This is a genomic window from Parapusillimonas sp. JC17 (genome assembly GCF_052180245.1).
Classification (GTDB): domain Bacteria; phylum Pseudomonadota; class Gammaproteobacteria; order Burkholderiales; family Burkholderiaceae_B; genus Parapusillimonas.
This window is the reverse complement of sequence record NZ_CP197474.1, coordinates 4,377,399-4,392,233: the sequence shown is the minus strand read 5'-3', so window position 1 is coordinate 4,392,233 and position 14,835 is coordinate 4,377,399. Positions and strand designations below refer to the sequence as shown.

Genomic DNA, 14,835 nt, shown 5'->3' with positions numbered 1-14,835 from the left:
AGAGTCTTTCCATGACACCGTTGTCCACCGTCCGCCTGCAATTGCATTCCGAGTTCGGTTTCGATGCGGCGCGCGAGCAGGTGCCTTATTACTCCCGCCTGGGCGTCTCGCATTTCTATCTGTCGCCCGTCACCCGGGCGCGCCCCGGCTCCCGCCATGGCTATGACGTGGTCGATCCTACACGCGTTAGCGGGGAGCTGGGCGGGGAAGAAGGCCTGATCAGGCTGGCGGAGCGCTTGCACGAGCACGACATGGGCCTGATCCTGGACATCGTGCCCAACCACATGGCGGTCCATGCCGACAATGCCTGGTGGTGGAGCGTGCTTGAGCTCGGCGTGAAAAGTCCTTACGCGGCATGGTTCGATATCAACTGGCAGGCGGCGGATCCGCAACTGCGCGGCAAGGTCATGGCTCCCTTTCTTGCGCGCCCTTACGCGGAAAGCCTTGCAAACGGCGACATCCGGCTCGCGTACGATGGCCGGGCCGCAGCCTGGCGCATAGAAGCCTGCGGCAATCCCTATCCCATTGCCGAAGGCACGATGCCGGGCCTGGGACTGGATCCGGCCCAGTCCCAGAGCCTCTTCAGCGGTGATCATGCAGACGGCCGCCAGCGCCTGCACGATCTGCTCGAGCGCCAGCATTACCGGCTTTCCTGGTGGCGCAGCGCGGCCGACGGCATCAACTGGCGCCGGTTCTTCGACATCACCGAACTGATCGGCGTGCGCGTTGAGCTGGAAGAAACCTTCGAGGCGGTGCACGCTTTGCCTTTGAGCCTGTATGAGGACGGCTGGATCGATGGTCTTCGGATCGATCATGTGGACGGGCTTGCCGATCCGTTGGGATACTGCCGCCGATTGCGCACCGCACTTGACGAGCGCGCTTCGCGCCGCCCGGCGGGCCCAGGCTCTGACCGCGCCTGGATCGTCGTCGAGAAGATCCTCGCGCCCAGTGAAACGCTGGATGGCGATTGGCAGGCGGATGGGACGACGGGATATGACTTCATGGACCAAGTGGGCGCCGTGCTGCACGATCCGGGAGGCAAGGCCGCACTGACATCCGCATGGAGCGCCGTGGCGCAGGATGGTCGCGATGTCCGCGAGCATGTGCGCCAGGCGCGGGCGCTGATGTTGCAGCGCTATTTCGTGGCAGAACGGAAGGCATTGCTGGAAGCATTGCACGACGTGGCGCAGCGTGGGCTGGAAGGCCGGGACTGGAGCATTGAAGCCATCGGCCGCGTCATGGACGAGCTGTTGATCGATTTTTCGGTGTATCGCACCTATGCAGACGGAAGCGGGCGCCGGCAGGCTGATGCGGACTTGTTCAAGCGCTTGCTGCCGGTAGTGGCCGAGCGTTTGGAGCTGGAGCGCTACGAGGGCGGGCAATTGCTGGCCTGCCTGGACGGCTGGCTGGGCGGCAAGCCTTGCGGAAGCGTCGCCATTCCGGATGCGCCGGGCAGCGGCGATGCACGGAAAGCCGTGCTGAACCGCTTCCAGCAGTTGACGCCCCCGCTTGCGGCAAAATCTCTGGAGGACACCGTATTCTATCGATACGGGCGCCTGCTGTCGCGCAATGAGGTGGGGTCCGACCCGGCGGTGTTTTCTTTATCGGTGGATGATTTCCACCAGCAAAATGCCTGGCGGGCCCGTTACGGCAATATGTCGATGCTCGCGACGGCCACTCATGACCACAAGCGCGGAGAGGACGTCCGGGCCCGTCTGGCGGTGCTCAGCGAGATACCGCTGCAGTGGGGGCGCAAGGCCGGTGGATGGCTGCGTGATGCCGAGCATGAATATCCAGTGGGCAGCGCCCGCCGGGCGGGAGAGCGCTATATGCTGTTCCAGATGCTGGTTGGCGCATGGCCGCTGGACTTGGCGCCGGATGCGGCATCCGGCCGGCAGGCCTATCTGGACAGGATAGCCACATGGCAGCTCAAGGCGCTGCGCGAGGCCAAGCAGGGCAGCAGCTGGATGGCGCCGGACCAGGCCTACGAAGCGCGGGCCGCCGAGTTCATCGACAGCCTGCGTGTCGGCGGACCCAACCACGCGCTGCTGACGGAGATCGGTGAATTCGCTCACGATGTGGCGCCCGCCGGCGTCGTCAACAGCCTCGCGCAACTGATGCTGAGGCTGATGTCGCCCGGCATCCCCGATCTGTACCAAGGCACGGAGTTGTGGGACTTCAGCCTGGTGGATCCCGATAACCGGCGCGCAGTGGCTTACGAGCCGCGTTCTCGCCTGCTGGAAGAGCTCGATGGAAAGGACTCGTCCGCGCTGCTGCGGGACTGGAGGTCGGGGGCGGTCAAGCAGTCGGTGCTGACTCGATCGCTGGCGCTGCGGCGCAGCATGCCGGAGCTGTTCCGCAAGGGCGAGTATGTGCCGTTAAGGATCGACGGGCCGCGGTCCGGACACGTGCTGGCCTTCATGCGTGTGCTGGGCGAGCAGCATGCAATCGTCGTGGTTCCGCGCTTGTGCGCGCAGGCGATAGGCCTGGGCGCTTCCACCCCCATGCTGCCCGCCGCCTACTGGCGGGGCACCAGGCTGGTGCTGCCGTCGCGGTATGCGGGCGCTGCCTTGAGCGATGCGCTGACCGGCGAACGATTCGGCGGCGGGGCGGGCGGCGTACTCGATGTCGCCGGCCTCCTGGCCGGCTTGCCCGTGGCGCTGCTGGTCGAGGCTTGAGGGCCGGGGTCAGACCCGGGCGGGGTCAGACCCATGGGTCTGACCCCTCTGGTCTGTTGGGGGTCAGACTCCGTACGGGGTCTGACCCCACGACCCCGGTCAGGGATAAAGGCCGCGCAGTTCGCGTGCTTCCAGAATGCGCGTGCACGCGGTGATGAAGGCCGCGGTACGCTGGCTGACCCGGTGCTCTTTGGCCACGGCGGATACGGAGCTGTAGGCGCTGCGCATCATGGCTTCGAGGCGATGGTTGATTTCGGGTTCGGTCCAGTAGAAGCTGGAGAAGTCCTGGACCCACTCGAAATAGCTGACCGTTACGCCGCCCGCATTGGCCAGCACGTCGGGAACGATCAAGGTACCCTTGGAAGTGAGGATGTCGTCCGCCTCGGGCGTGGTGGGGCCGTTGGCGCCTTCGATCACGATTTTCGCGCGGATGCTGTCCGCGTTTTTCTCGTTGATCTGGCCTTCCAGGGCCGCGGGAATCAGGAGTTCGGTTTCAAGCGACCAGAATTCGGCGGGGGAAAGCGGCTCGGTGCCCGGGCAGCCCGCGATGCCGCCGTGCTCTTCGGCGTGCTTGGTCAGGCCGAGCACATCGAGTCCGCCGGCATGGTGCACACAGCCGGTATGGTCCTGGACGGCAATGACCTTCGCGCCTGCCTCGTAGAAGAGGCGGGCGGCCGTGCCGCCCACGTTGCCGAAGCCTTGTATGACGACGCGCGCGCCTTCGATGGGAATGCCGGCATCGTGGGCGGCCTCGGTGCCCACCACGAAGACGCCTCGGCCGGTGGCTTCGACTCGGCCCAGGCTGCCCCCCAGGGCGACCGGCTTGCCGGTGACCACGCCGGTGGTGGTGGCGCCTTCATTCATGGAATAGGTGTCCATCATCCAGGCCATGGTCTGGGCGTTGGTGTTGACGTCGGGCGCGGGGATGTCTTTGTTGGGCCCGATGATGGAGCCGATTTCACTGGTATAGCGCCGGGTGATGCGTTCGAGTTCGGCGCGGGAATAATTGCGCGGATCGATGCGCACACCGCCTTTGGCGCCGCCGAACGGCAGATTGACGGCCGCCGATTTGACCGACATCCAGGCCGCCAGCGCCATGACTTCCGACAGCGTGACGTCTTGGTGGAAGCGCACGCCGCCTTTGCCCGGGCCGCGGCTGGTGTTGTGCTGCACGCGATACCCTTCGAAGTGGGCAATGGTGCCGTTGTCGAGCTCGACGGGGATGTCCACGATCAGGGTGCGCTTGGGACGCTTCAAGGTTTCTACCCATTTGGACAGCTTGCCCAAGTATGGCGTAACGCGCTCTACCTGCTCAAGGTATATGCCCCAGGGGCCAAGGTCGTCTGCGTGCAGGTACGAAGGGAGCGGGTGCGTCGGATTTTCTGACATGTGAAAGAGGCCTTAAACGTGAGGGTGTAGCGCCCGCCGGCGCGGGCGGTGTATTGGGAATGCGGATATTTTAGTGCCTTGCCAGGGTAGCGTCCCTTTTTTTCGTCGGCGGATACTAAAAAGGGGACGGAACGCGAGGGCATGCCGGGGCAACAGGGCGGATGCGGCCTCGCCCGACCGGGGCTGCGCATGCCCTGACGACGAGGGCCGGCCCGGATTTCATTATCGGATATTTGGATGCATAATCAAGCGCGGGAAATATTCAAATTTATAAATTCAATGAGGCAAAGTTCCATGTCTAAACTTTTGAAATCCATAGTGGCTGCGTCGCTCCTGGGTGTTGCGGGCCTTAGTCAAGCCGCCGCGTGGCCCGAGCGGGCCGTGCAGTGGGTCATTCCTTATCCCGCAGGCGGCGGTTCCGACGTCATCGGACGTGTGGTGGCGTCCAGCCTTGAAAAAAGGCTGGGGCAGACCATCGTGGTGGAAAACAAGCCCGGTGCGGCCACGATCGTGGGCGCCACATACATACAGGGCGCCAAAGCCGACGGCTACGTGGTGGGCACGGCCGATTCCGGAACGCTGGCCTTCAACCCTTCCTTGTATTCCTCTTTGCAGTACGATCCGGCCAAGTTCACCTATATCGGCGGCCTGGCGCGTTTTCCGCTGATGCTGGCGGTCAAGGAAGACTCCCCGTTCAAGTCGGTTGGCGATGTTCTGGAAGCGGCGCGCAAGGAACCCGGGCAGCTTACTTCCGCGTCGGCCGGGGCGGGCTCGCCCCACCACATGGCCCTGGAGATGTTCAAGCAGCGCGCCAAGGTGCAGATCCAGCACGTGCCCTATAAGGGCGCAGCTCCCGCCTTGCAGGATATTCTGGGCGGCCAGGTGAGCCTGGGATTTGTCGATTCCGCATCTGCGCTGGCCAATATCAAGGCGGGCAAGCTGCGGGTGCTGGCCGTCGCCACGCCCGAGCGCATCGCCTTGCTGCCGCAGGTGCCCACCATGGCGGAGGCGGGTGTCCAGAACTTCACCGCGTATGCATGGCAAGGGCTTGTCGGCCCCGCCGACCTCCCCGGCGAAGTCGTGGACAAGCTCAGCACCGAGCTCCAGGCATCGTTGAAGTCCGAAGAGGTCGATTCCAAGATCCGGAGCATGGGCGTCGAACCCCTGCCCATGCCGGCCGCCGAGTTCAAGAGCTATTCGGATGCGCAGCGGGCTGAATGGGCCGAGGTCATCAAGAACGCCGGCATCAAGCTGGATTAGTAGGTAGGGGAGGGGTCGGACCCCGTACGGGGTCCGACCACTCACAAAGCCATGGCGCGTTCATCACTGGCCGTAGCGCTTCAGGCCTTCCAGGTCCAGGACCTGCAAAGCGCCGTACTCGACCTTCAATAACTGGGCGGATTCCAGTTTGCTCAAGGCCTGGTTGGCACGCTGGCGCGATATGCGCGCCAAGTATCCGACTTCTTCCTGCGTGATGTCCAGGCGCATGTTGCGACTGGGGTACAGCAGGGGATTGAAAAGCTCCGCCAGGCACCGGGCGACCCGCGCGTCGGGTGCCAGCAGACGGTCGGATTCCGCCTTGCCCACGAACTGCCCCACGCGCTCGTTCAGTTGATGCAGCAGATAGCGATTGAACGGAATGCTGCGATCGAGCAGCCAGTTGAATGTCTGGTCCGGGAGCCGGGCGATGCTGGTGTTGCGCAAGGCGACGACGTCGTACTTGCGCGCTTCATTTTTCAGAAGCGAGCCTTCGCCCAGCCAGCCGCCCGCGGGCACGCCCATCAAAGACGCAACCTTGCCGTCGGAGTTTCCCACCGAGACCTTGATCAGGCCGCTTACGACGCCCAGCCACGCATGGGCATGCTCGCCCTTGCGTTCTATCATGGCGCCGGCCGGATAGTGCGTGATGGAAACGTCTCGCTGTACGCGCTCCTGTTGTTCGCCGTCCAGCAGCTTGAACCAGGCGGCTGCGTCTTGCAGGGAGTCTTTCATGAGCATGAGGATTAACCCTAGAATAAGCAGGAATGTCACGTTCGTGACAGTTGACGCGATGACGAGCCTATAACTTATACACAGCTCAATAATAAAACGTTCGGAAGGTGCGCAAGCACTAGGAAATCTACCGACCGGAGGAGACAACGTGGCGAAAAATCTCGCTTCGCCGAACGCCGAAGCAGGGATGACATTCCCTGCGCTGGTGTCGCACCATGCCAGAGTGCGTGGCGCGCGCCCCGCCATGCGCGAGAAGGACCTTGGCATCTGGCAAACCATTACCTGGGCCGAAGTTGCGCAACAGGCGCGTGAGCTTGCCCATGGGCTGGCCGCGCTGGGACTGCGCGCCGGGCAGCACGTGGCCATTGTAGGCGAGAACCGTCCCCGCCTATATCTGGCGATGATGGCTGCGCAGTGCGTAGGCGCTATCCCGGTTCCCTTGTACCAGGATGCGGTGGCGCAGGAAATGCTGTACGTGCTGCAGGATGCGGAAATCAGCGTGGCCGTCGTCGAAGACCAGGAGCAGGTCGACAAGCTGCTGGAAGCCAGCGACCAGTATCCCGGGCTTACGCGCATCGTGTACGACGACCCGCGCGGCCTGCGCAACTATAAAGACGACAGGCTGATGGAGTTCGGCCGCGTTCTCGAGCTTGGGCGCGAGCACGCCGCCGCGCATCCCGACTATGTCGACCACGCCATCGCCGCCATCGATCCTCACGATGCGGCCGCCATGTTCTATACCTCGGGCACCACCGGCAAGCCCAAAGGGGTCATGCTGAGCCATCACGCCCTGATCGACCGGGCGCTGGCCATACAGGAATTCGAGCAACTGACCGATCGCGAAGACGTGCTGGCCTACCTGCCGCCCGCATGGATAGGCCAGAACATGTTCTCGTACACGCAGTTCCTGGTCACGGGCTTCACCGTCAATCATCCCGAATCCCCTGACACCGTGGCGATCGATATGCGCGACGTCGGTCCCACCTATTATTTCGCCCCGCCGCGCGTCCTCGAAGGCTTGCTGACGCACGTCATGATCCGCATGGAAGACGCCAGCGCCATCAAGCGCAAGCTGTTTCACGCATGCATGAAGCTTGCGCGCCGCGTCGGAGTCCGCATCCTGGACCGGGACACCACAGTGGGCAATTGGGACCGCTTCAAATATGCCCTGGGAAACCTGCTGGTTTACGGACCCTTGCGCAACGCCCTGGGCATGAGCCGCGTGCGTGTCGCATATACGGCGGGCGAAGCCATCGGGCCCGACCTGTTCATCTTCTATCGCTCCATCGGTATCAATCTCAAGCAGCTGTACGGCTCCACCGAAACTTCGGTGTTCGTATGCGTGCAGGCAAACGGGCAAGTGCGTTCCGATACCGTCGGGCCGCCGGTAAAGGGCGTGGAAATCCGGGTGGCCGACAGCGGCGAGATCCAGGTCAAGAGCCCCGGCCTGTTCAAGGGCTACTACCGGAATCCGGCCGCCACGGCCGAGTCCTATACAGAAGACGGCTGGTATCACACGGGCGACGCGGGCTATCTGGACACCGATGGGCAGCTCAAGATCATCGACCGCGCCAAAGATGTCGGCAAGCTGGCGGACGGCAGCTTGTTCGCTCCGAAATATATCGAGAACAAGCTCAAGTTCTTTCAGTACATCAAAGAAGCAGTGGCGTTCGGCGCGGGGCGCTCCGAAGTCTGCGCCTTCGTCAATATCGATCTGGAAGCGGTGGGCAACTGGGCCGAGCGCCGCGGTCTTCCTTATGCGGGCTACACAGACCTGGCCGGCAAGCCTCAGGTCGCGGAACTGATCCGCGAATGCGTGGACCAGGTCAACGCGGACCTGGCCACCGACCCTCAGCTTGCCGGATCGCAGGTCGCGCGTTTCCTGATCCTGCATAAAGAGCTCGATCCCGACGACGACGAGCTCACCCGTACGCGCAAAGTCAGGCGGGCGTTCATCGCCGAGAAATACCGGATACTGGTCGACGCGATGTTCGACGGCAAGGCCAGCCAGTTCATCGAGACCGAAGTCAAATTCGAGGACGGCCGCAGCGGCAGGATTTCAGCCGACCTGCAAATCATTCCGGCAAAGACCTACCCCGTCAATTCCAGGAAGGCCGCATAGATGACCCAGGGCATGCAGAACCGTCAGATAGGCGAAGTCGTCCTCGACCTCAGGAACATTTCCCTGTCCTTCGGAGGCGTCAAGGCACTGACCGATATTTCCTTCGATATCCGCGAACACGAGATCCGCGCCATCATCGGGCCCAACGGCGCGGGCAAGAGCTCCATGCTGAACGTCATCAATGGCGTCTATACCCCGCAGAAGGGCGAGATCCTGCTCGACGGCACCCGGTTTTCCAGGATGAACTCGCGCCGCGCGGCGGAAATGGGCATTGCACGCACCTTCCAGAACCTGGCGCTGTTCAAGGGCATGAGCGTGCTGGACAATATCATGACGGGCCGCAACCTGCGCATGAAAAGCGGCATCCTTGCCCAGGCCCTGCGTCTGGGGTCGGCGGAGCGCGAAGAAATCGAGCATCGGGAGTTCGTCGAGAACATCATCGATTTCCTCGAAATCCAGGCGCACAGGAAAACGCCGGTCGGCCGGCTGCCTTATGGGTTGCAGAAGCGGGTGGACCTGGGCCGCGCCCTGGCCATGGAACCACGCATCCTGCTGCTCGATGAACCCATGGCGGGCATGAACATCGAAGAAAAACAGGACATGAGCCGCTTCATCCTCGATGTGAACGACGAATACGGAACCACCATCGTCCTGATCGAGCACGACATGGGCGTGGTCATGGATATCTCCGATCGCGTGGTGGTCCTCGACTATGGGCGGAAAATCGGCGACGGAACGCCGGACGACGTCCGCCAAAGTCCCGAGGTGATCCAGGCTTATCTCGGGGCGGGTGAAACGGCAAGCCAGGGGTCAGACCCGGTACGGGGTCCGACCCCAACTCCGGCTTCGAGCCAGGGGTCAGACCCCGTACGGGGTCTGACCCCGCCTTCGGCATCGACAGGCCCCAGGGCCTAGGAAAGGACCGCAAACATGGCATTTTTCCTGGAAACATTGTTTGGCGGCTTGATGACGGGAATGCTGTATTCCCTCGTGGCGCTGGGCTTCGTACTGATCTTCAAGGCCTCGGGCGTCTTCAATTTCGCGCAGGGCGCCATGGTGCTGATCGCCGCCTTGTCCATGGCCCGGTTCTCGGAATGGATACCGCGATGGCTGGGCATCGAAAGCATGATTCTCGGCAATCTCCTGGCCTTCGTCGTCAGCGCGCTGTTCATGTGGCTGATTGCGGTGATCATCGAGCGCTGGGTGCTGCGCTACCTGGTCAACCAGGAAGGCACGACACTGCTGATGGCCACCATAGGCATCAGCTATTTCCTCGACGGCATGGGCCAGATTATGTTCGGCAGCAGCGTGTATTCCATCAACGTCGGCATGCCCAAGGATCCGGCCTTCATCCTGGACGGCATCTTCGAAGGCGGCTTGCTGATCAGCCTGGAAGACCTTACCGCGGCGGTCATCGCAGCCTTGCTGGTGGCCACCCTGGCTTTTTTCTTCCAGTACACCAGCGTGGGCCGCGCCTTGCGGGCTGTGGCCGACGACCACCAGGCGGCGCAGTCCATCGGCATACCCCTGAACCGGATATGGGTGGTGGTCTGGACCGTCGCCGGGCTGGTCGCACTGGTGGCCGGCATCATCTGGGGCTCGAAGTTCGGCGTTCAGTTCACATTGTCCACCGCTGCGCTGCGGGCCTTGCCGGTCGTGATCCTGGGCGGGCTGACCTCGGTGCCGGGGGCGATCATCGGCGGGCTGATCATCGGGGTGGGCGAAAAACTCTCCGAGGTCTACCTGGGCCCCTTCGTGGGCGGAGGCATCGAAATCTGGTTCGCCTACATGCTGGCTCTGGTGTTCCTGCTGTTCAGGCCGCAGGGCCTGTTCGGCGAAAAAATCATAGACCGTGTTTAACAGGCCATAGAGGATGAGGCGGAAAGACTATGTTCTATCGTGAAAACGGCCAGTTCAAAAGCACGTACCGGGCGGATCAACAGATTTTCCCCATACGTCAGGACCGGGTGTTCGTCCTGGGGATGCTTGCCATCGCCGTCGTGGCGGTGCCCCTGCTCGCCACGCCGTATTTCCTTCAGGCCATACTCACGCCCTTCCTGATTCTTTCGCTGGCGGCCATCGGCCTGAATATCCTCGTGGGGTATTGCGGGCAGATCTCCATCGGGTCGGGCGCCTTCATGGCGGTGGGCGCCTACGCTGCCTGGAATTTCGGCGTGCGGTTGCCCGCGACGCCACTGGTGGTGCAGATTCTTCTGGGCGGCGTCTTCGCAACCCTGGTGGGTGTGGTGTTCGGCGTGCCCAGCTTGCGTATACGGGGCCTGTACCTGGCGGTGACCACGCTGGCGGCGCAGTTCTTCGTCGACTGGGCCTTCCTGCGCATTCCCTATTTCACCAATTATTCGTCGTCCGGCAACGTGTCGGTGCCGGCGCTGTCCGCTTTCGGCCTGCCGGTCCAGACGCCGGTGCAGCGCTATCTCTTCGTCCTGGCTTTCGTGGTGGTCTTCGCGCTTCTGGCCAAGAATCTGGTGCGCGGCGCCATCGGCCGGCAATGGATGGCCATACGCGACATGGACGTCGCGGCCTCCGTCATCGGCATAAGGCCCGTCTACGCCAAACTCACGGCCTTCGCGGTCAGCTCGTTCATCATCGGCGTGGCGGGCGCCCTGTGGGCCTATATCCACCTGGGTTCCTGGGAACCCCTGGCCTTCGACCTGAACCGTTCGCTGCAGCTGCTGTTCATCGTCATCATCGGCGGCCTGGGTTCCATCATCGGCAGCTTCTTCGGCGCGGCTTTCATGGTGCTGTTGCCGGTGTTCCTCACCAATGTGCCGCATTTCTTCGGCCTTTCCCTGGCGGTGGACACGGCTTCGCACATCGAACACATGGTCTTCGGCGCCCTGATCGTATTTTTTCTCATTGTCGAGCCACATGGCTTGGCACGGCTTTGGAGCATAGGCAAGGAAAAACTCAGGATCTGGCCGTTTCCGCATTGATCAGAACGGGAAATCGGCTGATTCCGTTTCACCATCCGTCCAGCCTGCGCCGTCAAGGCGGCAATGCGGGCAAAGGGCGGGAAGCGGAATAACGAGGCGGCTGGCCTGTTTTGGCTACGCTGAAACACAACGGTGCATTCAGACACCACGGAGGAGTTGGAGATGAAGGTTTCCCTTAAATACGCAGTTGCCATGGCAGCGGTCGCCGGTTCGCTGGCCGCCGCTTCGCTTCCCGCTGCGGCGGCGGAGCAATTCATACCGTTGCTGGCCTATCGCACAGGTTCATTCGCGCCCCTGGGCATTCCGTGGGCCGACGGGAAAATGGACTACCTCAAGCTGGTCAATGAGCGCGACGGCGGCATCAATGGCGTGAAAATCGTCTACGAGGAATGCGAAACCGCTTATGCGACGGACAAGGGCGTGGAATGCTATGAACGCCTGAAGGCCAAGCATGGCGGCGCATCGGGCTTCGATACGCAGTCCACCGGCATCACTTTCGCCCTGACCGATAAGGCGATCGTCGATGGCGTCTCCATTGAAACCGTCGGCTATGGCCTGTCGCAGTCCGCCGACGGATCCGTGTTCAAGTGGAACTTCCCCTTGCTGGGCACCTACTGGACGGCGGCCGACGTCATGATCCAGGATATCGCAAAGAAAGTCGGCGGCGAGGACAAGCTCAAGGGCAAGAAGATCGCGCTGGTCTATCACGATTCGCCCTACGGCAAGGAGCCCATCGTCCTGCTCCAGTCGCGCGCCAAGGCCAATGGATTCGAGCTGCTGCTGTATCCGGTGACCGCGCCCGGAGTCGAACAGAAGTCCACCTGGCTGCAGATACGCCAGAGCCGTCCGGACTACCTGCTGCTCTGGAGCGCCGGCATCATGACGCCCACCGCCGTGCGCGAGGCACAGGCCGTGGGGTATCCGCGCGACAAGATGTACGGCATCTGGTGGGCCAGCTCTGAAACCGACCTCAATGACCTGGGGCAGGTCGCGAAAGGGTATAACGGAATCACCATACACAACAGCGCCGACCATGGCCGCGTGCACGAAGACCTGAAGAAGCATGTGTACGACAAAGGCCAGGGCTCCGACACCCAGGGCAAGTACGTGGGCAGTATCGCGCATACCCGCGGCATGATGATCTCGATGCTGCAGGTCGAAGCCATCCGTACCGCACAGGAAAAATTCGGCAAGGGCAAGCACATGACGCCCGAACAGGTGCAATGGGGCTTCGAGAACCTGAACATCACGCAGGAACGCCTGGAGGAACTGGGCTTCGCCAAGCTGATGCGTCCGGTCAAGACCAGCTGCAGCAATCACATGGGCGACGACTGGGCGCGCATCATCCAGTGGGACGGCGCGAAGTTCAACATCGTCTCCGACTGGTATCAATCCAACAAGGATTATGTCCAGCCGCTGGTGAAAGAGCTAGGCGCCAAGTACGCCGCCGAGAAGAAGCTGGAAGTTCGCAACTGCGCGGGCTGATTGTGCATCGGGCCGGCAAGGCGTCCGCGCCGGCCCGGCCCCAACCATGGCGGTCATCATGAGTACGAACGAAGCGGCTACGGCCCAGGTGCCGGACATTCTCCTGAACGTCAACGGCATCGAGGTCATCTACAACCACGTGATCCTGGTCCTGAAGGGCGTATCGCTATGCGTGCCCCAAGGCCGCATCGTGGCCTTGCTGGGCGCGAACGGCGCAGGCAAGACGACGACGCTGCGTGCGGTGTCCAATTTGTTGAAGGCCGAGCGCGGGGACGTGACCAAGGGCAGCATCGACTATCGCGGAGAACGCATCGAAAAACTCACGCCGGCCGATCTGGTCAAGCGGGGCGTGGTGCAGGTCATGGAAGGCCGCCACTGCTTCGCACACCTGACGATAGAAGAAAACCTGCTGACGGGCGCCTACACGCGCTCGTTGAGCCGCGGCGATCTCAATGCCGAACTGGAAAAAGTCTACCAGTACTTTCCCCGGCTCAAGCAGCGGCGCGGGAGCCAGGCGGGTTATACATCGGGCGGCGAGCAGCAAATGACGGCCATCGGCCGCGCGCTGATGGCCAATCCCACCATGATATTGCTCGATGAGCCTTCCATGGGGCTGGCCCCGCAGATCGTCGAGGAAATCTTCGAGATCGTCCGCGACCTCAATGTGCGGGAGCGCGTCAGTTTTCTATTGGCCGAGCAGAACACCAATATCGCCCTTCGCTATGCCGACTATGGCTACATTCTGGAGAACGGCCGTGTAATGATGGACGGCCGGGCATCCGAACTGGCCCAGAACGAAGACGTCAAGGAGTTTTACCTGGGCGTGTCCAGCGGCGAACGCAAGAGCTTCCGAGACACCAAATTCTACCGGCGGCGCAAGCGCTGGCTGGCTTAGGGCCTGTCATGAATCCATACTATCAGGATCGCGAGGCGATCTCCCCCGAGGAACGCGAGCGCGAGCTTTTCTCCCGACTGCCGGCTCTCCTGGCACGTGCCCGTTCCCGGGCGCCGGCCATCGCGCAGCAGCTGCAGGGCGTGGATCCGCAGGCGGCCGGCAGCCGCTCCGGCCTGGAACGCATTCCTGTCATACGCAAGAGCGAGCTGCTGCAGGCGCAGCTGGCCATGAGGCAGCAGGGCGGGCCGTCGGGGCAGCCTTCTTCAAGCCGAGTCTTCGGTGGGTTTTCCGCCATAGGATGGGGCGACGCCTTGCGAGTCTTCGCATCGCCCGGCCCCATCTACGAGCCCGAAAGCGCCCGTCCGGACTATTGGGGGTTCGCCCGCTCGCTCTATGCGGCGGGTTTTCGCAAGGGCGACCTGGTCTACAACTGCTTCTCCTATCATTTCACGCCGGCCGGCTCGATGATGGAGACGGCGGCCCATGCCTTGGGATGCACGGTGTTTCCGGGTGGCGTGGGGCAGACGGAGCAACAGGTCCAGGCCATCGCCGATCTGGCCCCTTCCGGGTATACGGGCACGCCGAGCTTTCTCAAGATCATCCTGGAGAAAGCCGATGAGCAAGGCGTCGAGCTGCCCTCCCTCAAGCGCGCGCTGTTTTCCGGCGAGGCCTTTCCGCCATCGCTGCGCGACTGGTTCGCGGGTCGCGGAATCGACGGCTACCAGGCCTATGGCAGCGCCGACCTGGGCATGATCGCTTTCGAAACCTCTGCGCGTGAGGGCCTGGTCGTCAACGAAGACATCATCCTGGAAATCGTCCGGCCGGGCACGAGCCAGCCCGTGCCTGCCGGGGAAGTGGGCGAAGTCGTGGTCACGACGCTGAATCCCGACTACCCTCTGGTGCGCTTCGGCACGGGCGACCTGTCCGCCTTGATGGCCGGGCAGTCGCCTTGCGGCCGCAGCAATCTGCGCATCAAGGGCTGGATGGGCCGAGCCGACCAGACCACCAAGGTGCGAGGCATGTTCGTGCATCCCGGGCAGGTGGCCGGTGTGCTCAAGCGGCATCCCGAGGTCGGACGGCTAAGGTTGGTGGTCAGCGGTTCGCCGGGCAGCGATGTCATGGTGCTGAAAGTCGAACTGCCGGAACCCCGACAGGAAGTCCTCGATCAGCTGGCCGCTTCGGTCCGGGAGCTTACCAAGCTGCGCGCCGATATCGAGCCGGTCGCACCCGGCACGCTGCCCAATGATGGAAAGGTCATCGACGACATACGCCGTTACGAATGATGCCATAAGCATATGAGGTGTGGCCCCCATCGGCTTT

At 62.7% G+C, this 14,835-nt stretch carries 11 protein-coding genes; 9 read left to right on the top strand and 2 right to left on the bottom strand.

What is annotated here, in order from left to right:
* Positions 1 to 11: 11 nt before the first annotated feature.
* A complete protein-coding gene (gene treY / locus ACSBPU_RS21050; protein ID WP_442593910.1) occupies positions 12 to 2,678 on the top strand; it encodes a malto-oligosyltrehalose synthase in 2,667 nt (888 codons plus the stop codon).
* A gap of 99 nt (positions 2,679 to 2,777) precedes the next feature.
* Here treY and ACSBPU_RS21045 read toward each other — a convergent pair whose 3' ends face one another.
* Complete coding sequence (locus ACSBPU_RS21045) at positions 2,778 to 4,067, bottom strand: Glu/Leu/Phe/Val dehydrogenase (RefSeq protein WP_180069001.1); 1,290 nt, start codon at positions 4,065 to 4,067, stop codon at positions 2,778 to 2,780.
* A 294-nt stretch (positions 4,068 to 4,361) separates the two neighbouring features.
* Here ACSBPU_RS21045 and ACSBPU_RS21040 point away from each other — a divergent pair, with 294 nt between their 5' ends.
* Positions 4,362 to 5,327: a Bug family tripartite tricarboxylate transporter substrate binding protein gene (locus ACSBPU_RS21040; protein ID WP_442593908.1), complete on the top strand. Its 966-nt coding sequence runs from the start codon at positions 4,362 to 4,364 to the stop codon at positions 5,325 to 5,327.
* 63 nt (positions 5,328 to 5,390) lie between these two features.
* On the opposite strand, the gene ACSBPU_RS21035 is transcribed toward ACSBPU_RS21040, so the two are convergent.
* The gene (locus ACSBPU_RS21035) at positions 5,391 to 6,065 is read right to left on the bottom strand and encodes a cyclic nucleotide-binding domain-containing protein (RefSeq protein ID WP_180069005.1); all 675 of its coding nucleotides are present in this window, start codon (positions 6,063 to 6,065) and stop codon (positions 5,391 to 5,393) included.
* Positions 6,066 to 6,246: 181 nt separating this feature from the next.
* On the opposite strand from ACSBPU_RS21035, the gene ACSBPU_RS21030 reads away from it, so the two are divergent.
* The 7 genes from ACSBPU_RS21030 (at position 6,247) to ACSBPU_RS21000 (ending at position 14,798) form a co-directional block, all read left to right on the top strand.
* Positions 6,247 to 8,181 (top strand): AMP-dependent synthetase/ligase, encoded by a 1,935-nt coding sequence (locus tag ACSBPU_RS21030; RefSeq protein ID WP_442598465.1) that lies wholly within the window; start codon positions 6,247 to 6,249, stop codon positions 8,179 to 8,181.
* A gap of 12 nt (positions 8,182 to 8,193) precedes the next feature.
* Complete coding sequence (locus tag ACSBPU_RS21025; protein ID WP_442593905.1) at positions 8,194 to 9,096, top strand: ABC transporter ATP-binding protein; 903 nt, start codon at positions 8,194 to 8,196, stop codon at positions 9,094 to 9,096.
* 15 nt (positions 9,097 to 9,111) lie between these two features.
* Positions 9,112 to 10,041 carry a branched-chain amino acid ABC transporter permease gene (locus ACSBPU_RS21020; protein WP_442593903.1) on the top strand — a complete coding sequence of 310 codons (930 nt, stop codon included), beginning with the start codon at positions 9,112 to 9,114 and terminating at the stop codon, positions 10,039 to 10,041.
* A gap of 29 nt (positions 10,042 to 10,070) precedes the next feature.
* Positions 10,071 to 11,135, top strand: a complete 1,065-nt coding sequence (locus ACSBPU_RS21015) for a branched-chain amino acid ABC transporter permease (protein ID WP_180069012.1) — start codon at positions 10,071 to 10,073, stop codon at positions 11,133 to 11,135.
* A 162-nt stretch (positions 11,136 to 11,297) separates the two neighbouring features.
* Positions 11,298 to 12,620 carry an ABC transporter substrate-binding protein gene (locus ACSBPU_RS21010; protein ID WP_180069014.1) on the top strand — a complete coding sequence of 441 codons (1,323 nt, stop codon included), beginning with the start codon at positions 11,298 to 11,300 and terminating at the stop codon, positions 12,618 to 12,620.
* A 58-nt stretch (positions 12,621 to 12,678) separates the two neighbouring features.
* Positions 12,679 to 13,515 carry an ABC transporter ATP-binding protein gene (locus tag ACSBPU_RS21005; protein ID WP_442593901.1) on the top strand — a complete coding sequence of 279 codons (837 nt, stop codon included), beginning with the start codon at positions 12,679 to 12,681 and terminating at the stop codon, positions 13,513 to 13,515.
* Positions 13,516 to 13,523: 8 nt separating this feature from the next.
* On the top strand, positions 13,524 to 14,798 hold the full coding sequence (locus tag ACSBPU_RS21000; RefSeq protein ID WP_442593899.1) for a phenylacetate--CoA ligase family protein: 1,275 nt from the start codon (positions 13,524 to 13,526) through the stop codon (positions 14,796 to 14,798).
* Positions 14,799 to 14,835 lie beyond the last annotated feature (37 nt).